The sequence below is a fragment of the Xanthomonas sp. AM6 genome, from assembly GCF_025665335.1.
Lineage (GTDB): Bacteria > Pseudomonadota > Gammaproteobacteria > Xanthomonadales > Xanthomonadaceae > Xanthomonas_A.
Map to the genome: position 1 here is coordinate 2,211,909 of NZ_CP106869.1, position 15,102 is coordinate 2,227,010.

The following is a 15,102-nucleotide window of genomic DNA, read 5'->3' on the forward strand; positions in this document are numbered from 1 at the left end:
CCCGGCCCCACCCGCATTTCCCCTTGCCGGGCACGCAGTTACTATCGCCCCCCTCTCCGCCACCACGCCCGGCCGCGCATGACCGCTCCATCCGATCCCCAGCAGCGCGCCGCCGAGCTGCGCCAGCGCATCGAAGACGCCAACGATCGCTACTACGTGCACGACGATCCGTCGATCACCGATGCCGAGTACGACGCGCTGATGCGCGAGCTGGAGGCGCTGGAAGCCGAGCACCCGCACCTGGCGCGCGAGGACTCGCCGACCCGCACCGTCGGCGCGCGCCCCGACGGCGGCTTCCCGGAAGTGCGCCATGCGATCCCGATGCTGTCGCTGGCCAATGCGTTCGAGACGCCGGGCGTGGCCGACGACGCCGACGATCGTACCCGCTTCGCCGAGGTCGCCGATTTCGAGCGGCGCATCGAACGCGAACTGGAACTGGCCGCGCCGGTGTTCTCGGTCGAGCCGAAGCTGGACGGCCTGGCGATCAGCCTGCGCTACGAGCACGGCGTGTTCGTGCAGGGCGCCACCCGCGGCGACGGCGCCACCGGCGAGGACGTCACCGCCAACCTGCGCCAGGTGCGCTCGGTGCCGCTGAAGCTGCGCGACGTCGGCACGCCGTTCCCGGCGGTGCTGGAGGTGCGCGGCGAGGTCTACATGCCGCGCGCGGCCTTCGCCGAGTGGAACGCGAAGGCGCTGGAGCGCAACGAGAAACTGCTCGCCAACCCGCGCAACGGCGCGGCCGGTTCGCTGCGCCAGCTGGATCCGGCGGTCACCCGGCGCCGGCCGCTGGCGTTCTTCGCCTACTCGGTCGGCGAGGTGCGCGGCCTGGAACTGCCCGAGACCCACTCGCAGACGCTGGAGCTGCTGCGCCGCTTCGGCTTCCCGGTGGCGCCGGAAGTCGCCACCGCCACCGGCTTCGACGGGCTGATCGCATATTTCCGCCGCATCGGCGCCAGGCGCGACGCGCTGCCGTACGACATCGACGGGGTGGTCTACAAGCTGGACGACTACGACCAGCAGGCGGCGATGGGCTTCGTCTCGCGCGCGCCGCGCTGGGCCCTGGCGCACAAGTTCCCGGCGCAGGAACAGTCCACCGTGCTGCGCGCGATCGAAGTGCAGATCGGCCGCACCGGCGCGGTCACGCCAGTGGCGCGGCTGGAGCCGGTACAGGTCGCCGGCGTCACCGTCACCAATGCGACGCTGCACAACGCCGACCAGATCGCGCGGCTGGACGCGCGCGAAGGCGACACGGTGATCGTGCGCCGCGCCGGCGACGTGATCCCGGAAGTGGTGCGGGTCATCGCCGAGCGCCGCCCGGCCGGCACGGTGCCGTGGACGATGCCGGCCACCTGCCCGGTGTGCGGCTCGGAGCTGGTCAAGGAAGAGGACGCGGTGGCCTGGCGCTGCAGCGGCGGGCTGGCCTGCGCGGCGCAGCGCAAGGAAGCGGTGCGCCATTTCGCCTCGCGCCGGGCCATGGACATCGAAGGGCTGGGCGACCGCCAGGCCGATGCGCTGGTCGAGTTCGGCTTCGTGCGTTCGCTGGCCGACCTGTACGCGCTCAGCGTCGAAGATCTCGTGCGGATGAAGACCGCGTTGGATGCGCCGACCGCGGCCGACCTGGCGCAGGCGGTGGCCGACAGCAAGGGCGCGCTGGCGCTGGACGCGCGGGGGCAGAAGGTGCTCGCGCAGGACACGCCGGACTGGAAACGCGCCGAGTTCCTGCGCGCGTATCTGGCGGTGGACCTGGGCGGCAAGCTCGCGACGAAATGGGCGGAGAACCTGGTCGCCGGCATCGACGCCAGCCGCAATACCACCTTGCCGCGCTTCCTGTTCGCGCTCGGCATCCCGCACCTGGGCGAGACCACCGCCAAGGCGCTGGCCCACTGGCTCGGCTCGCTGGCATTCGTGCGCACCACGCCGGCGGTGCTGCTGCAGGCGCTGCCGGACATCGGCGGCGAGGTCGCGCGCTCGATCGCCACGTTCTTCGAGCAACCCGGCAACGCCGCGGTGGTCGATGCGCTGGTCCAGGCCGGCATCCGCTTCTCCGACGAGGGCGCGCCGCCGGCGGAACTGCGCGCGCGCCTGGACCTGGCGCACCTGCTGACCACGCTGCCGGTGGACAAGCTCGGCGGCAAAAGCGCGCAGCGCCTGGCCGCGACCTACGGCACGCTCGATGCGTTGCTGCGCGCCAACGAAAGCGGCTGGACCGGCGCGGGGCTGTCGGCAGCGGGCGCGGCCAATCTCGCCGCCTATCTCGCCGACGCAGCGAGGCTGCAGGCGCTGCGCGACGCCGAAGCGGCGATGCGGCGCCTGCTCGATGCGGCGCCGGCGCAGGCCGAGCGCCGCGCCGCGCCGCTGGACGGGCAGACCGTGGTGCTGACCGGCACGCTGCAGCAGCTCAGCCGCGACGCGGCCAAGGCGCGGCTGGAGGCGCTGGGCGCCAAGGTCGCCGGCAGCGTGTCGAAGAAGACCAGCTTCGTCGTCGCCGGCGCCGAGGCCGGTTCCAAGCTGGACAAGGCGCAGGAACTGGGCATCGCGGTGTGGGACGAGGCGCAGTTGCTGGCCTTGCTCGGCGAGCACGAGGGGCAGGGATGAGCCGTCCGCACGCGCCACGCCGGGCGTTCGGAGCGCCGCGATGAGCGAGGCCGTGGACCTGGACGCGCTGCGCCTGCGCGCCGCGCTCAACGCACGCATCCGCGCCTTCTTCGCCGCGCGCGACGTGCTCGAGGTGGAGACGCCGATGCTGTCGGCGGCCGGCAACACCGAGCCCAACATCGACAGTTTCCAGACCCGCTTCAGCGGCCACGTCGACGCCGGCCCGGCGCTGCGCTGGCTGCGCACCTCGCCCGAATATCCGCTGAAGCGCCTGCTCGCCGCCGGCGTCGGCGACTGCTACGAACTGGGCCGGGTGTTCCGCAACGGCGAGGCCGGCGGCCGCCACAATCCCGAGTTCACCATGCTCGAGTGGTACCGGGTCGGCTGGAACCACCTGCAGCTGGTGGACGAGACCGTGGCGCTGGTGCGCGAGGCGCTGACGCTGGTCGCGCGCACGGCGACGCTGCAGGTGGTCACCTACCGGCAACTGTTCCTGGATACGCTGGGCCTGGATCCGTTCCTGGCCCCGCTGGAGGCGCTGCAGCAGCCGTTGCGCGACGTGCGCATCGACGCGGCGGGGCTGACCCGCGACGACTGGCTCGACCTGCTGATGACCCATCGCCTGCAATCGGCCTTCCCGGCCCAGCGCATCACCGTGGTCCACGACTGGCCGGCCACGCAGTGCGCGCTGGCGCGCATCCGCGACGCGCAACCGCCGGTGGCCGAGCGCTTCGAGCTGTACCTGGGCGGCTACGAACTGGCCAACGGCTACCACGAACTCAACGATGCCGCCGAGCAGCGCCGCCGCTTCCTGCGCGACCACGCGCTGCGCGAGGTGCGCGGCGCGGTGCTGCCGCCGCTGGACGAGCGCTTGCTGCAGGCCTTGCCGGCGCTGCCGGACTGCGCCGGCGTCGCCGTCGGCGTGGATCGCCTGCTGATGGCGATGCGCGGCACCGCGCGCATCGGCGACGTGCTCGCCTACGATTTCGCGCAAGCCTGAACCGCGCGGCGTTCAGCAAGCGTCTTCTTGCTTTGTCGACACCGATGATGGTTTGATCCAGCCAAGCATGCGGTCGATGCGCGATGGAGTGGTCTTCGTTGTTCAGGTTCTACGCATGGGGGCAGCGCCAAGCATGAAGTGGTCGTACGGGCTCGGCAGCTGGTGTTGGCTGGGATTGGCGGTCTGGGCATGGCCGGCGGCGGCGCCCGCGCAGGTGTCCGACGGCTATGCGGCCGCGGTGGTGCGCTGCGAGTCGCGCGACATGGGCTGGGTGCATTGCCCGATGCAGACCGAGCAGGGCGTGGAACTGGTCCGGCAGCTGTCCGACAACGACTGCATCCGCGGCAGCGAGTGGGGCTCGGACAGCACCGGCGTGTGGGTGACGCTGGGCTGCCGCGCCGAATTCCGCTCCAATCCGCCCGAACCTACGCGCAGCGCGATGCGCCGCGTGCTGCGCTGCGAATCCGATGGCCGGGTCGAGAGTTGCCCGGTGATGCTGCGCGGCGCGCCGGTGCGGCTGATGCGCCAGTTGTCCTCGGTGCCGTGCCGCGAGGAGCGCAGCTGGGGCGTGCGCCGCAACGAGATCTGGGTGTCGCGCGGCTGCCGCGGCGAATTCGAGATCGGCGCCAGCGACGGCTCCGGCTTCCCGGTCGGCGCGCGTCCGGTGCTGTGCGAATCCAAGGGCCGCTCGCGGCGCCGCTGCGGGGTCAGCATCCACGGCGGCGTGCAGCTGCGCCGGCAGCTGTCCGGCACCGCCTGCGTGCAGGACGACAGCTGGGGCTGGGACCGCGACGGCATCTGGGTCGACAAGGGCTGCCGCGCCGAATTCAGCGTCAACTGAGCGCGCCGCCCGGGGCCGGAGTCCGCCCGTGGCGGCGACGCCACCGCCTTTGCGAATCCCCAACCCCCGATCCCGCGCCGTTCTACAATATGCCGATGAACGCCGCCCAAGACATCGACTACGCCCGCTACGACCATATCCGCCCGATCCTGTGGACCGGCGACGCGCTGGAGCTGCTGGACCAGCGCAAGCTGCCGTTCGTGGTCGAGCACGTGCAGTGCACCGACAGCGACCAGGTCGCCGCGGCGATCCACACCCTGGCCGTGCGCGGCGCGCCGGCGATCGGCATCGCCGCCGGCTGGGGCGTGGTGCTGGCCGCGCGCGAGATCCAGGCCGACGACGGCGCGCAGGCGCTGGCCAAGCTGGAACCGGCGCTGCAGCGGCTCAATGCCGCGCGCCCGACCGCGGTGAACCTGGCCTGGGCGCTGATGCGCATGCGCAAGGCGCTGGCCGCGGCCGGCGCCGACTGGCGCGAGGCGATCGCCCGCGAGGCGCAGGCCATCGCCGAAGAGGACCTGGCCGCCAACCGGCACATGGGCGCGCTCGGCGCCGGCCTGATCGCGCCCGGCAGCGGCGTGCTGACCCACTGCAACACCGGCTCGCTGGCCACCGCCGGCTTCGGCACCGCGCTGGGCGTGATCCGCGCCGGCATGGCGCAGGGCCGCATCGGCAAGGTGTTCGCCGGCGAGACCCGGCCGTGGCTGCAGGGCGCGCGGCTGACCGTGTGGGAACTGCAGCAGGACGGCATCGACGCGACCCTGATCGCCGATTCGGCCGCGGCGCACCTGATGAAGACCGGCGCGGTGCAGTGGGTGATCGTCGGCGCCGACCGGATCTGCGCCAACGGCGACACCGCCAACAAGATCGGCACCTACCAGCTGGCGATCGCCGCGCGCCACCACGGCGTCAAGTTCATGGTGGTGGCGCCGTCGTCGACCGTGGACATGGACACGGCCGACGGCGCGCAGATCGAGATCGAGCAGCGCGACCCGGGCGAGCTGTTCGGGGTGGGCGGGGTGCGCACCGTGGCCGACGGCATCGCCGCCTGGAACCCGGTGTTCGACGTGACCCCGGCCGAGCTGATCGACGCCATCGTCACCGAGCGCGGGGTGATCGAGCGCCCGGACGCCGAGCGCATGCGCGCCGCCTTCGCCGGCTGAGCCGCAGCACGGCCGCGCGGCGCCCCGCAGCGGCCCGCCAGCGCACGCAAGTGCTTGTTCGGGCCGGCAAAAACCGGGCATTCGCGCGCCCTTCATGCTAGAATCCGGCGGTTCGATCGACCGCTGCGCGCCGTAGGTTTTCGGCGCCGGCAGGCCCGCTTGCCGCGGGCCGGCGTCCTGGTCGATTAGCCACCAGACTTACGGAACCCGAATGGCAGAATCCGCCAAGGAAATCATCCAGGTCAACCTGGAAGACGAGATGCGCAAGAGCTACCTCGATTACGCGATGAGCGTGATCGTGGGGCGTGCCCTCCCGGATGCGCGCGACGGCCTCAAGCCGGTGCATCGCCGCGTGTTGTTCGCGATGAACGAGCTGGGCGCGCACAGCAACAAGCCCTACTACAAGTCGGCGCGTATCGTCGGCGACGTCATCGGCAAGTACCACCCGCACGGCGACCAGTCGGTGTACGACACGCTGGTGCGCATGGCGCAGCCGTTCTCGCTGCGCTACCTGATGGTGGACGGGCAGGGCAACTTCGGCTCGGTCGACGGCGATTCCGCGGCGGCGATGCGTTACACCGAGGCGCGTATGTCGCGCCTGGCGCACGAGATGATGGCCGACATCGACAAGGAAACCGTCGATTTCCAGCCCAACTACGACGAGAAGGAACTGGAGCCGACGGTCATGCCGACCCGGTTCCCGAGCCTGCTGGTCAACGGCTCGGCCGGCATCGCGGTGGGCATGGCGACCAACATCCCGCCGCACAACCTGACCGAGTCGATCAACGCCTGCCTGGCGCTGATCGACAATCCGCAGATCGACGTCGACGGGCTGATGGAATACATCCCCGGCCCGGATTTCCCCACCGCCGGCATCGTCAACGGCACCAGCGGCATCGTCGCCGGCTACCGCACCGGCCGCGGCCGCGTGCGCATGCGCGCCAAGGCCGAGATCGAGATCCAGGACAACGGCCGCGAAGCGATCGTGGTCACCGAGATCCCGTACCAGGTCAACAAGGCGCGGCTGATCGAGAAGATCGCCGAGCTGGTCAAGGAAAAGAAGCTCGAAGGCATCAGCGAACTGCGCGACGAGTCCGACAAGGACGGCATGCGCATCTACATCGAGATCAAGCGCGGCGAAGCCGCCGATGTGGTGCTGAACAACCTGTACCAGCAGACCCAGATGGAGTCGGTGTTCGGCATCAACATGGTGGCGCTGGTCGACGGCCGCCCGCAGCTGCTGAACCTCAAGCAGATGCTGGAGGCGTTCGTCCGCCACCGCCGCGAAGTAGTCACCCGCCGCACCATCTTCGAACTGCGCAAGGCGCGCGCGCGCGCACACATCCTCGAAGGCCTGACCGTCGCGCTGGCCAACATCGACGAGATGATCGAGCTGATCAAGACCTCGGCCAACCCGACCGAGGCGCGCGAACGCATGCTGGCCCGGCGCTGGGAAGCCGGCCTGGTCGGCGCGCTGCTCGGCGCCGCCGGCGCCGAGGCCTCGCAGCCGGAAGACCTGCCGGCGGGCGCCGGCCTGGTCGCCGACGGCTACCAGCTGACCGAGGTGCAGGCCACGCAGATCCTGGAGATGCGCCTGCACCGCCTGACCGGGCTGGAGCAGGAGCGCCTGACCGAGGAATACAAGCAGCTGCTGGACACGATCGCCGGGCTGATCCGGATCCTGGAAAATCCCGACGTGCTGTTGCAGGTGATCCGCGAGGAACTGGTCAACATCCGCGAGGAGTACGGCGACGCGCGCCGCACCGAGATCCGCCACAGCGAGGAAGACCTCGACATCCTGGACCTGATCGCGCCGGAAGACGTGGTGGTCACGCTGTCGCATGCCGGCTACGCCAAGCGCCAGCCGGTCAGCGCCTACCGTGCGCAGCGCCGCGGCGGCCGCGGCCGCAGCGCGGCGGCGACCAAGGAAGAGGATTTCATCGACCAGCTGTGGCTGGTCAACACCCACGACACGCTGCTGACCTTCACCAGCAGCGGCAAGGTGTTCTGGTTGCCGGTGTACCAGCTGCCGGAGGCCGGGCCGAACGCGCGCGGCCGCCCGATCATCAACTGGATCCCGCTGGAGAACGGCGAGCGCGTGCAGGCGGTGCTGCCGGTGCGCGAATACGCCGACGGCCGCTACGTGTTCTTCGCCACCCGCAACGGCATGGTCAAGAAGACCCCGCTCAGCGAGTTCGCCTACCAGCTGCGGCGCGGCAAGGTCGCGATCAACCTCGACGAGGGCGACGCCCTGGTCGGCGTGGCGCTGACCGACGGCGAACGCGACGTGCTGCTGTTCGCGTCCAACGGCAAGACCGTGCGCTTCTCCGAGCGTCCCAAGGACGATGAGGCCGAGGACGGCGCCGTCGAGGAGGGAGCGGGCGAGGACAGCGCCGGCGACGACGAGGACGTGGCGTTGGCCGAGGACGGCGACGACGCGCGCAGCCCGCGCCGCAAGAGCCGCGGCGGGGTCAAGCCGACCGGCCGCAGCAGCCGCGGCGTGCGCGGCATCAAGCTGGCCAGGAGCGAATACGTGGTCAGCCTGATCGTGGCCGAGCCGGCCGTGGGCCAGGACGAGGACGCCGAGGACATCGAACCGGCCGCCGAGGCGGACGCCGACGCCGATGCCGAGAGCGTGGTGCGCAACGGCGACGAGGCCGATGCCTACATCCTCACCGCCACCGAGAACGGCTACGGCAAGCGCACCCCGCTGGCCGAGTACCCGCGCAAGGGCCGCGGCACGCAGGGCGTGATCGGCATCCAGACCAGCGGCCGCAACGGCAAGCTGGTCGGCGCGGTGCTGCTCAGCGCCCGGGACGAAGTGCTGCTGATTTCCGATGGCGGCACCCTGGTGCGCACCCGCGCCTCGGAGATCTCCCGCGTCGGCCGCAACACCCAGGGCGTGACCCTGATCCGGCTGTCCAAGGGCGAGAAGCTGCAGGCGGTGGAACGCCTGGACGGATCGCTGGCCGAGGAAGAGCCGATCGAGCCGATCGCCGGCGAGGAAGGCAACATCGAAGTCGCCAGCGAGTTGCCGCCGGAAAGCTGATCGCGCATGCGGGCAGCACAGGACGACGCCGGCGCAATGCCGGCGTCGTCGTTTGCGGCGCGCATCGCCGACGCCATCCCGCTCGCATGCGCTGCTGCGGGTCGCGCCGGCGGCGTCCGCAATGGGGAACGCCGCGAAATAAGCCCGTTTTCGCTCCGGAGCGGGGCGTGAGGGTATGAGGCGAAGCCCTCGAAATCTCCGGCGGCACGCGGCTTCGCCAAGCCATCGTCCGCCCCCGCGCGGCGCCTTCAAGGAAACGGACAAAGTCCCGACGGAGAGGACGTTGCGGTCAGTAACAACGCAAGCTGTCTGGAACAAAGCATTGCCACTGTCTGCCGTGATAGAACGCACGCCGTTCACCGCCGGCTTGGGATAACGGTGCGCGGCGCGATCGCGCCCCGGTCGCAGCGGATGCTCCGCGCGGCGGTTTTTCCTGTGAGGAACGGCAATGAACAATCTTGATCGAACGGGGCGTCGCGGCGGTTGGCCGCTGCTGCTCCTGGGCGGCGCGTGCGCGCTGATCGGCCTGGTGCTGGCCGTCGGCGGCGCGTGGCTGCTGGCGCTGGGCGGCGCCTGGTACTACCTGGTCGGCGGGCTCGGCCTGCTGCTGTCGGGCGTGCTGCTGGCGCGCGGCCGGCGCAGCGGCGCACTGTGGTTCGCGGCGACCTTCGTGCTGACGCTGCTGTGGGCGGCGTGGGAGTCCGGCGCCGATTACTGGCGCTGGGTGCCGCGCATGGGCCTGATGGTGTTCCTCGGCCTGCTGCTGGCGCTGGCGCTGCCGCGGCTGGATCGCCCGGTCTCGCGCGGCGTATCGCGCGGCCTGGCCGGCGCGCTGGCGCTGGTGTTCGTGGTCGCCTTCGCGCTGGCCTTCGTGCCGTACGGCGTGACCGAGGCCGACGGCCTGCTCGCGCACGCCGCGGGCATCGCGGCGGCGGTCACCACGCCGCGTGCCGGTGCGCAGCCGGCCGAGGCGCCTGCCGACGCCGACTGGGCCGCCTACGGCCGCGACAACGCCGGCAGCCGCTACAGCCCGCTGCGGCAGATCGCGCCCGGCAACGTGGCGCAGCTGCAGACCGCGTGGACCTTCCGCACCGGCGACCTGCCGGCCAAGCGCTGGGGCGCGGAGACCACGCCGCTGAAGATCGGCGACAGCCTATACCTGTGCACCGCGCGCAACCAGCTGATCGCGCTGGACGCGCGCAATGGCCGACAGCGCTGGCGCTACGATCCGAAGGTGGCGGACAAGTCCATTCCGTACACCGCCGCCTGCCGCGGGGTCAGCTATTACCAGGTGCCGGACGCGGCGAATGCGCCGCCGGCGCCCGGACAGGACGGCGCGTCGGCGCCGGACGCGCTGGCCGGCGCGCAGCGCGCCTGCCGCAGCCGCATCATCGAGGGCACCCTGGACGGCCGCCTGATCGCGGTCGACGCCGCCAGCGGCACGCCGTGCGAGGACTTCGGCACGCACGGCCAAGTCGACATCACCGCCGGCATGGGCGACACGCCGCCAGGCTACGTGTCGATCAACTCGCCGCCGACCATCGTCCGCGGCGTGGTCGTCACCGGCCACCAGGTGCTGGACGGGCAGCAGCGCTACGAGCCGTCCGGCGTGATCCAGGGCTTCGACGCGGTGACCGGCAAGCTGCGCTGGGCCTGGGACATGACCCATCCGGAATGGAACGGCGCACCGCCGCCGGGCCAGAGCTGGACCCGCGGCACGCCGAACATGTGGACCTCGGCGGCCGGCGACGAACAGCTCGGCTACGTCTACCTGCCGATGGGCAACTCCACGGCCGATTACTGGAGCAGTTCGCGCACCGCGCCCGAGGACAAGTACGCGACCTCGCTGGTGGCGCTGGACGTCACCACCGGCAAGCCGGTGTGGAACTTCCAGACCACGCACATCGACGTGTGGGACTACGACCTGGGCTCGCAACCGACGCTGGTGGATTTCCCGCGCGACGGCGGCAAGGTGCCGGCGGTGGTCCTGCCGAGCAAGCAGGGCGAGATCTACGTGCTCGACCGGCGCAACGGCCAGCCGCTGGTCGGGGTCCAGGAGCGCGCGGTGCCCGGCGGCGGCGTCGAACCGCAGCGCCGCGCCAAAACCCAGCCGTTCTCGCTGTACCACTCGTTGCGCAAGCCGGACCTGACCGAGCGCGACATGTGGGGCATCACCCCGATCGACCAGCTGGTGTGCCGCATCCAGTTCCGCAGCGCCAGCTACAAGGGCATCTACACGCCGCCGGAGGCCGATCGCCATTCGATCGAGTATCCCGGCTACAACGGCGGCTCGGACTGGGGCAGCGTGGCGGTGGACCCGCAGCGCGGGGTGATCGTGGCCAACTACAACGACATGCCCAACTACAACCTGCTGGTGCCGCGGGCCAAGGCCGACAAGCTCGGCTGGGCGCCGCGCGACCAGGTGCGCGGCGACGATGGCGGCGCGGAAGGCGCGGGCGACCCGCAGGCCGGCACGCCGTACGCGATCAACGTCAACGCCGGCTGGCGCCTGCCGTTCACCGGCCTGCTGTGCAAGCAACCGCCGTACGGCGGCATCCGCGCGATCGACCTGGCCAGCGGCAAGACCCTGTGGGACCGCCCGCTGGGCAGCGCCCGCGGCAACGGCCCGTTCGGCATCCACTCCGGCCTGCCGATCGAGATCGGCACGCCGAACAATGGCGGCGCGGTGGTCAGCGCCAGCGGCCTGGTGTTCATCGCCGCGACCACCGACGACATGATCCGCGCAATTGAGCTGTCCACCGGCAAGACCGTATGGCAGGCCAAGCTGCCGGCCGGCGGCCAGGCCACGCCGATGCTCTATGCGGTCGACGGCCGCGAATACCTGGTGATCGTGGCTGCCGGCCACCACTTCATGGAGACCAAGAAAGGCGACTACGTGATCGCCTATGCCTTGCCGACGTCGAAGCCGTAATCGCGGCGAAGGGCGGTGTGCGCGGCGTGCGGGAGCGTTCCCGCCGCCGCGCATCCGCGGGCGCAGGCCGAAGACCTGCGCTGGCGACGCCGGCGGCACGGTTACGCAGGGCAGCAGCGGTTACGCCAAGCAGGAGCGGATGCGCGCGCCTAGGCCGGCCGCCCTGACGCAAGCGATGCCACCTGTAGGAGCGACTTCAGTCGCGACGGGGCTTTACCGGCAAGGTCCATCGCGATCGACGGCCACGCCTCTCGAAGCTCCCACAACCTTCGCCAGCCATAGGTATCCGAGCCAAATGATTGATCGTCGTTGCGCGTCGCAGGCCCCGTTCGTACGACGCACGCGGAGCGTGGATGCGTGGACTAGCTGATACGCCAATGCGGCGAGAGCGACGCTGGCTGCCTGCGCGGCCCGTTGCAGGAAGCGCGCCTGCAAACAGGCGCTCGATGCCGGAACCCCTGCAAAAAGCCCACTGCGGCGTGCCCTCGGCCCGCTACTCCAACTGATCGCGCGCGAACGCCGCGTCCAGCGCTTCCATCGCATCGCGCGGCTTGAGCTTGGCCGCCTTCTCGAATTCGGCGGCAGCCGCATCCTCGCGCTTGTCGCCATGCAGCAGCAACAGCACGTTGGCGTGTTCGACGTGCGCGATCGGCGCGTCCGGGGTCAGCTTCAGCGCCTGCTGGATGTGCTGCTCGGCGGTTGCGGCCTTGGCGCCGTAGGTCAGCCCGCCGATCATCGCGCCGACCTTGCCGATGATCTCGGCGTGGTACAGCGCTAGTGCCATGTGCGCCTCGGCATGCTTGGGTTCCAGGTCCAGCGCGGTCTCCAGCGATTGCCGCACCTTGCCGGCGATGCCTTGCTTGAGCGCCTTGACGATGCTCAGCCCCTGGCTGTAGCGGCCCAGCGCGAAGGCGTGCCGGTAATGGCTGTTGGCCTCGTCCGGCAGCGCGGCGATCGCCGCTTCGGCCAGCGCCGCAGCCTGCTGCAGGCGTTGCAGTTTGTCCTTGTCGTCCTCGACCAGGTAGCTGGCGTGGATGCCCAGCGCCTTGACCGCCACCGAGGCGCCGAACACGCCCAGCGCCTGTCCGGCGCTGTAGGCCTGCTGGAACTGGCCCTGGTGGAAGGCGCGCCAGGCCTCGATCAATGCCGCCGACAGCGACGCCGGGTCGTGGCCTTTCGCGGCCTTGCCGGCGGCGGCGAGCAGCGCCTGCGCGCGCGCCGGGTCCGGGTACGGCTCGCGGTCGCCGGCATGCAGCTTCGGCCAGGCCTTCTTCAACGCCTCGCCCGGATAGGCGTAGGCGGTGGCGTCGTGCGGGAACGGCGCCCATGCGGTCGGTTTCGCTGCCATGCCTGGCCTCCCTGTGGTTCGCGCCGAGCATGGCGCCGCCGTCGCCGCCTGGCAAGCTGCAGTGCGGATAGTGTGTTTGCTCAAGCCGCTGCCGCCAGCATGCGTCGCATCGGTGCCGCTGCCGGCACCCGGGAGACCTGCGATGGCGACGAAGAAACGTTCCACCTCCGCACAGCGTGCCGACACGCTGGCGCCGCGGCATCTGTGGCTGGCCGGCCTGGGCCTGGTGTCGCTGACCCGCAAGCGCGCGCTGGCCGTCGTGGCCGACGCCACGGTCGGCGCGAATACCGTGAAGGCGCTGGTGGCGCAGCTGGCCGACGGTGCCGAAGCCAGCGTGCGCGAGGGCGCCGCGGCGCTGCGCGGCCAGGTGCAGCCGTTGAGCGCCGAGGTCGAGGCGCGGCTGCAGCCGGTGCTGGTCAAGCTCGGCCTGCAGCCCACGCCGCGGGCCGCGCCGCGCAAGCGCACGGCGGCGACCAAGACCGCCAAGCGGGCGGCGAAGAAGACCGCCGCGCCGTCGCGCCGGCGTAGCGCGCGCGCTCAGTAGCTCGGAGCGGAGCAGGGCGCGCGGCGGACGGCGGCAGCGTTCGGCATCAGCAACAACAGCACCATGCCGACCGCGTGGACAGCAGCACGCGCTGGAGATGCGCAAGCGCCTCCAGCGGGCCGCCAGCGCCACCGGCGAGGCCGTGCATGGCGCCGTACTGCGCGTGGGGCGGACGCGGTGGCAAACGCCGTGCTGTGCAGCCCGGTGGATGCCGCGGTTGAACTCCTGCAGGAGTGCGCGCGTGTTTGATGCGCTGGAGGAGGGGTCGGCCTCCACGGTAATCCGGCGCCGGAAACCTTGCCGCTTCGCCGGTCGCGGCTGAAGCCGCTCCTACAGGTGTTGCGACGGGCGTTCTGGGCTGCGGGAGAAGTTCTTGGCTCGGCGCTGCCGCCGACCGGCCGAGTTGCGGCAACGGATGGATGCAGCGGCGCACTCGGCGCAGCCGGCTAGCGCGGTGGCCGCACCATGCGCTCGAGCAGGTGCTCGAGCACGCGCTCGGGCTGGGTGGTGCGGCCGACGTGCGCCGAGGACATCTGGATGACCGAGCTGCGCCGCGCGGTCAGCCAGTGGAAGCGTGCGCGCGGAGGCAGCAGCGCGATCGGGCCGGCGTCGGCGTCGCCGCGGCAGATCGCCGGGATCGCGTCGAGGTAGGGCCGCAGGCGTTCGATGTCCAGGGTCGGGTCCAGCGCGTGCAGCCGTGCCGGCTGCAGTTCGATCGCCGCCTGCAGCAGCTTGGAAGTGGGGCACGACACGATCACCCCGACGTTGACGAACTCCTCGCGCTCCACCCGCGGCACCACGCGGATGATCGCGTAGTCATACGTGTGCGGCGTGGGCACGGAGCGCCTCCTCGACGAAGCCGGCGCGCAGCGCGAGCCGCCGTTTCAGGTAGTCGGCATACGCCTGGCGATGCGCGTCCAGGTTGTCGAAGCAGGCCTCCGCCTGCAGCCATGCGTCCGGGATCCGCGCCACGATCGCGTCGATGACCGCATCGCTCAGCCGCGGTGCCAGCGCCGCGTCGGCCTCGGCGATGGCGCTGGCGTAGGGCAGCAGCACGTGGTCGCGGATGCGCGCGAACGCCGAGGCGCAGGCGTTGCCGGCATTTTCCCAGTCGTGGTGGAAGTACAGCGCCGCGCCGTGGTCGATCAGCATCAGCTTGCCGTGCCAGACCATCAGGTTGGTGTTGCGCGCGGTGCGGTCGACGTTGGTCACGTACGCATCGAACCAGACGATCGCCGAGGCCAGCGCCGGATCCGGGCGCAACGCGGCCGGGTCGTAGTTGATCGCGCCGGGCAGGTAGTCCAGCGCCAGGTTCAGGCCTTCGCTGGCGCGGATCAGGTCCTGGATTTCCGGATCCGGTTCGGTGCGCGCGAACTCGCGGTCGAGCAGCGCGAACACCAGTTCCGGCATCGGCAGGCCGAGCGCGCGCGCCAGTTCGCCGCCGAGCAGTTCGGCGATCAGCGCCTTCGGGCCTTGCCCGGCGCCGCGGAACTTCAGCACGTACAGGCCGTCGTCGTCGGCCTCGACCACGGCCGGCAGCGAGCCGCCTTCGCGCAGCGGGGTCACGTAGCGGGTGGCGACGACGGTTCTCACGCGGATTCCGGGCGGAGGCGAGGGCAGGGCGGCAAGCCTA

9 protein-coding genes and 1 pseudogene are annotated in these 15,102 nt (G+C 71.1%); 7 read left to right on the plus strand and 3 right to left on the minus strand.

From position 1 onward, the window contains the following. Positions 1–78: 78 nt before the first annotated feature. From ligA to OCJ37_RS09240, 6 genes and pseudogenes are all read left to right on the plus strand, one after another. Positions 79–2,595: an NAD-dependent DNA ligase LigA gene (gene ligA, locus OCJ37_RS09215; RefSeq protein ID WP_263113344.1), complete on the plus strand. Its 2,517-nt coding sequence runs from the start codon at positions 79–81 to the stop codon at positions 2,593–2,595. 40 nt (positions 2,596–2,635) lie between these two features. Next, the gene (gene epmA, locus OCJ37_RS09220; protein ID WP_263113345.1) at positions 2,636–3,595 is read left to right on the plus strand and encodes an EF-P lysine aminoacylase EpmA; all 960 of its coding nucleotides are present in this window, start codon (positions 2,636–2,638) and stop codon (positions 3,593–3,595) included. 133 nt (positions 3,596–3,728) lie between these two features. Then, positions 3,729–4,436 carry a DUF3011 domain-containing protein gene (locus OCJ37_RS09225; RefSeq protein WP_263113346.1) on the plus strand — a complete coding sequence of 236 codons (708 nt, stop codon included), beginning with the start codon at positions 3,729–3,731 and terminating at the stop codon, positions 4,434–4,436. 95 nt (positions 4,437–4,531) lie between these two features. Then, the gene (gene mtnA, locus OCJ37_RS09230; protein ID WP_263113347.1) at positions 4,532–5,596 is read left to right on the plus strand and encodes an S-methyl-5-thioribose-1-phosphate isomerase; all 1,065 of its coding nucleotides are present in this window, start codon (positions 4,532–4,534) and stop codon (positions 5,594–5,596) included. A 211-nt stretch (positions 5,597–5,807) separates the two neighbouring features. Then, a pseudogene (gene gyrA, locus OCJ37_RS09235) lies at positions 5,808–8,519 on the plus strand (DNA gyrase subunit A); the annotation flags it as partial. Positions 8,520–9,093: 574 nt separating this feature from the next. After that, entirely contained in the window at positions 9,094–11,577 is a 2,484-nt protein-coding gene (locus tag OCJ37_RS09240; RefSeq protein ID WP_263113349.1) for a membrane-bound PQQ-dependent dehydrogenase, glucose/quinate/shikimate family, read from the plus strand. 493 nt (positions 11,578–12,070) lie between these two features. On the opposite strand, the gene OCJ37_RS09245 is transcribed toward OCJ37_RS09240, so the two are convergent. Further along, positions 12,071–12,925 carry a tetratricopeptide repeat protein gene (locus tag OCJ37_RS09245; RefSeq protein WP_263113350.1) on the minus strand — a complete coding sequence of 285 codons (855 nt, stop codon included), beginning with the start codon at positions 12,923–12,925 and terminating at the stop codon, positions 12,071–12,073. Positions 12,926–13,067: 142 nt separating this feature from the next. Between OCJ37_RS09245 and OCJ37_RS09250 the strand changes: the two genes are divergently transcribed. Continuing rightward, positions 13,068–13,469: a hypothetical protein gene (locus OCJ37_RS09250; RefSeq protein WP_263113351.1), complete on the plus strand. Its 402-nt coding sequence runs from the start codon at positions 13,068–13,070 to the stop codon at positions 13,467–13,469. A gap of 446 nt (positions 13,470–13,915) precedes the next feature. Here the strand turns inward: OCJ37_RS09250 and OCJ37_RS09255 are convergent, their stop codons facing one another. Together OCJ37_RS09255 and OCJ37_RS09260 are read right to left on the minus strand one after the other, a co-directional pair. Next, entirely contained in the window at positions 13,916–14,308 is a 393-nt protein-coding gene (locus tag OCJ37_RS09255) for a DUF3037 domain-containing protein (RefSeq protein ID WP_263113352.1), read from the minus strand. Next, entirely contained in the window at positions 14,286–15,062 is a 777-nt protein-coding gene (locus OCJ37_RS09260) for a HipA family kinase (protein ID WP_263113353.1), read from the minus strand. The genes OCJ37_RS09255 and OCJ37_RS09260 overlap by 23 nt, the downstream gene beginning before the upstream one ends. Between the last annotated feature and the right edge of the window lie 40 nt (positions 15,063–15,102).

Coding starts and splice junctions, on each gene's coding strand:
- ligA (WP_263113344.1), top strand. CDS start 79: ATGACCGCTCCATCCGATCCCCAGCAGCGCGCCGCCGAGCTGCGCCAG.
- epmA (WP_263113345.1), top strand. CDS start 2,636: ATGAGCGAGGCCGTGGACCTGGACGCGCTGCGCCTGCGCGCCGCGCTC.
- OCJ37_RS09225 (WP_263113346.1), top strand. CDS start 3,729: ATGAAGTGGTCGTACGGGCTCGGCAGCTGGTGTTGGCTGGGATTGGCG.
- mtnA (WP_263113347.1), top strand. CDS start 4,532: ATGAACGCCGCCCAAGACATCGACTACGCCCGCTACGACCATATCCGC.
- OCJ37_RS09240 (WP_263113349.1), top strand. CDS start 9,094: ATGAACAATCTTGATCGAACGGGGCGTCGCGGCGGTTGGCCGCTGCTG.
- OCJ37_RS09245 (WP_263113350.1), bottom strand. CDS start 12,925: ATGGCAGCGAAACCGACCGCATGGGCGCCGTTCCCGCACGACGCCACC.
- OCJ37_RS09250 (WP_263113351.1), top strand. CDS start 13,068: ATGGCGACGAAGAAACGTTCCACCTCCGCACAGCGTGCCGACACGCTG.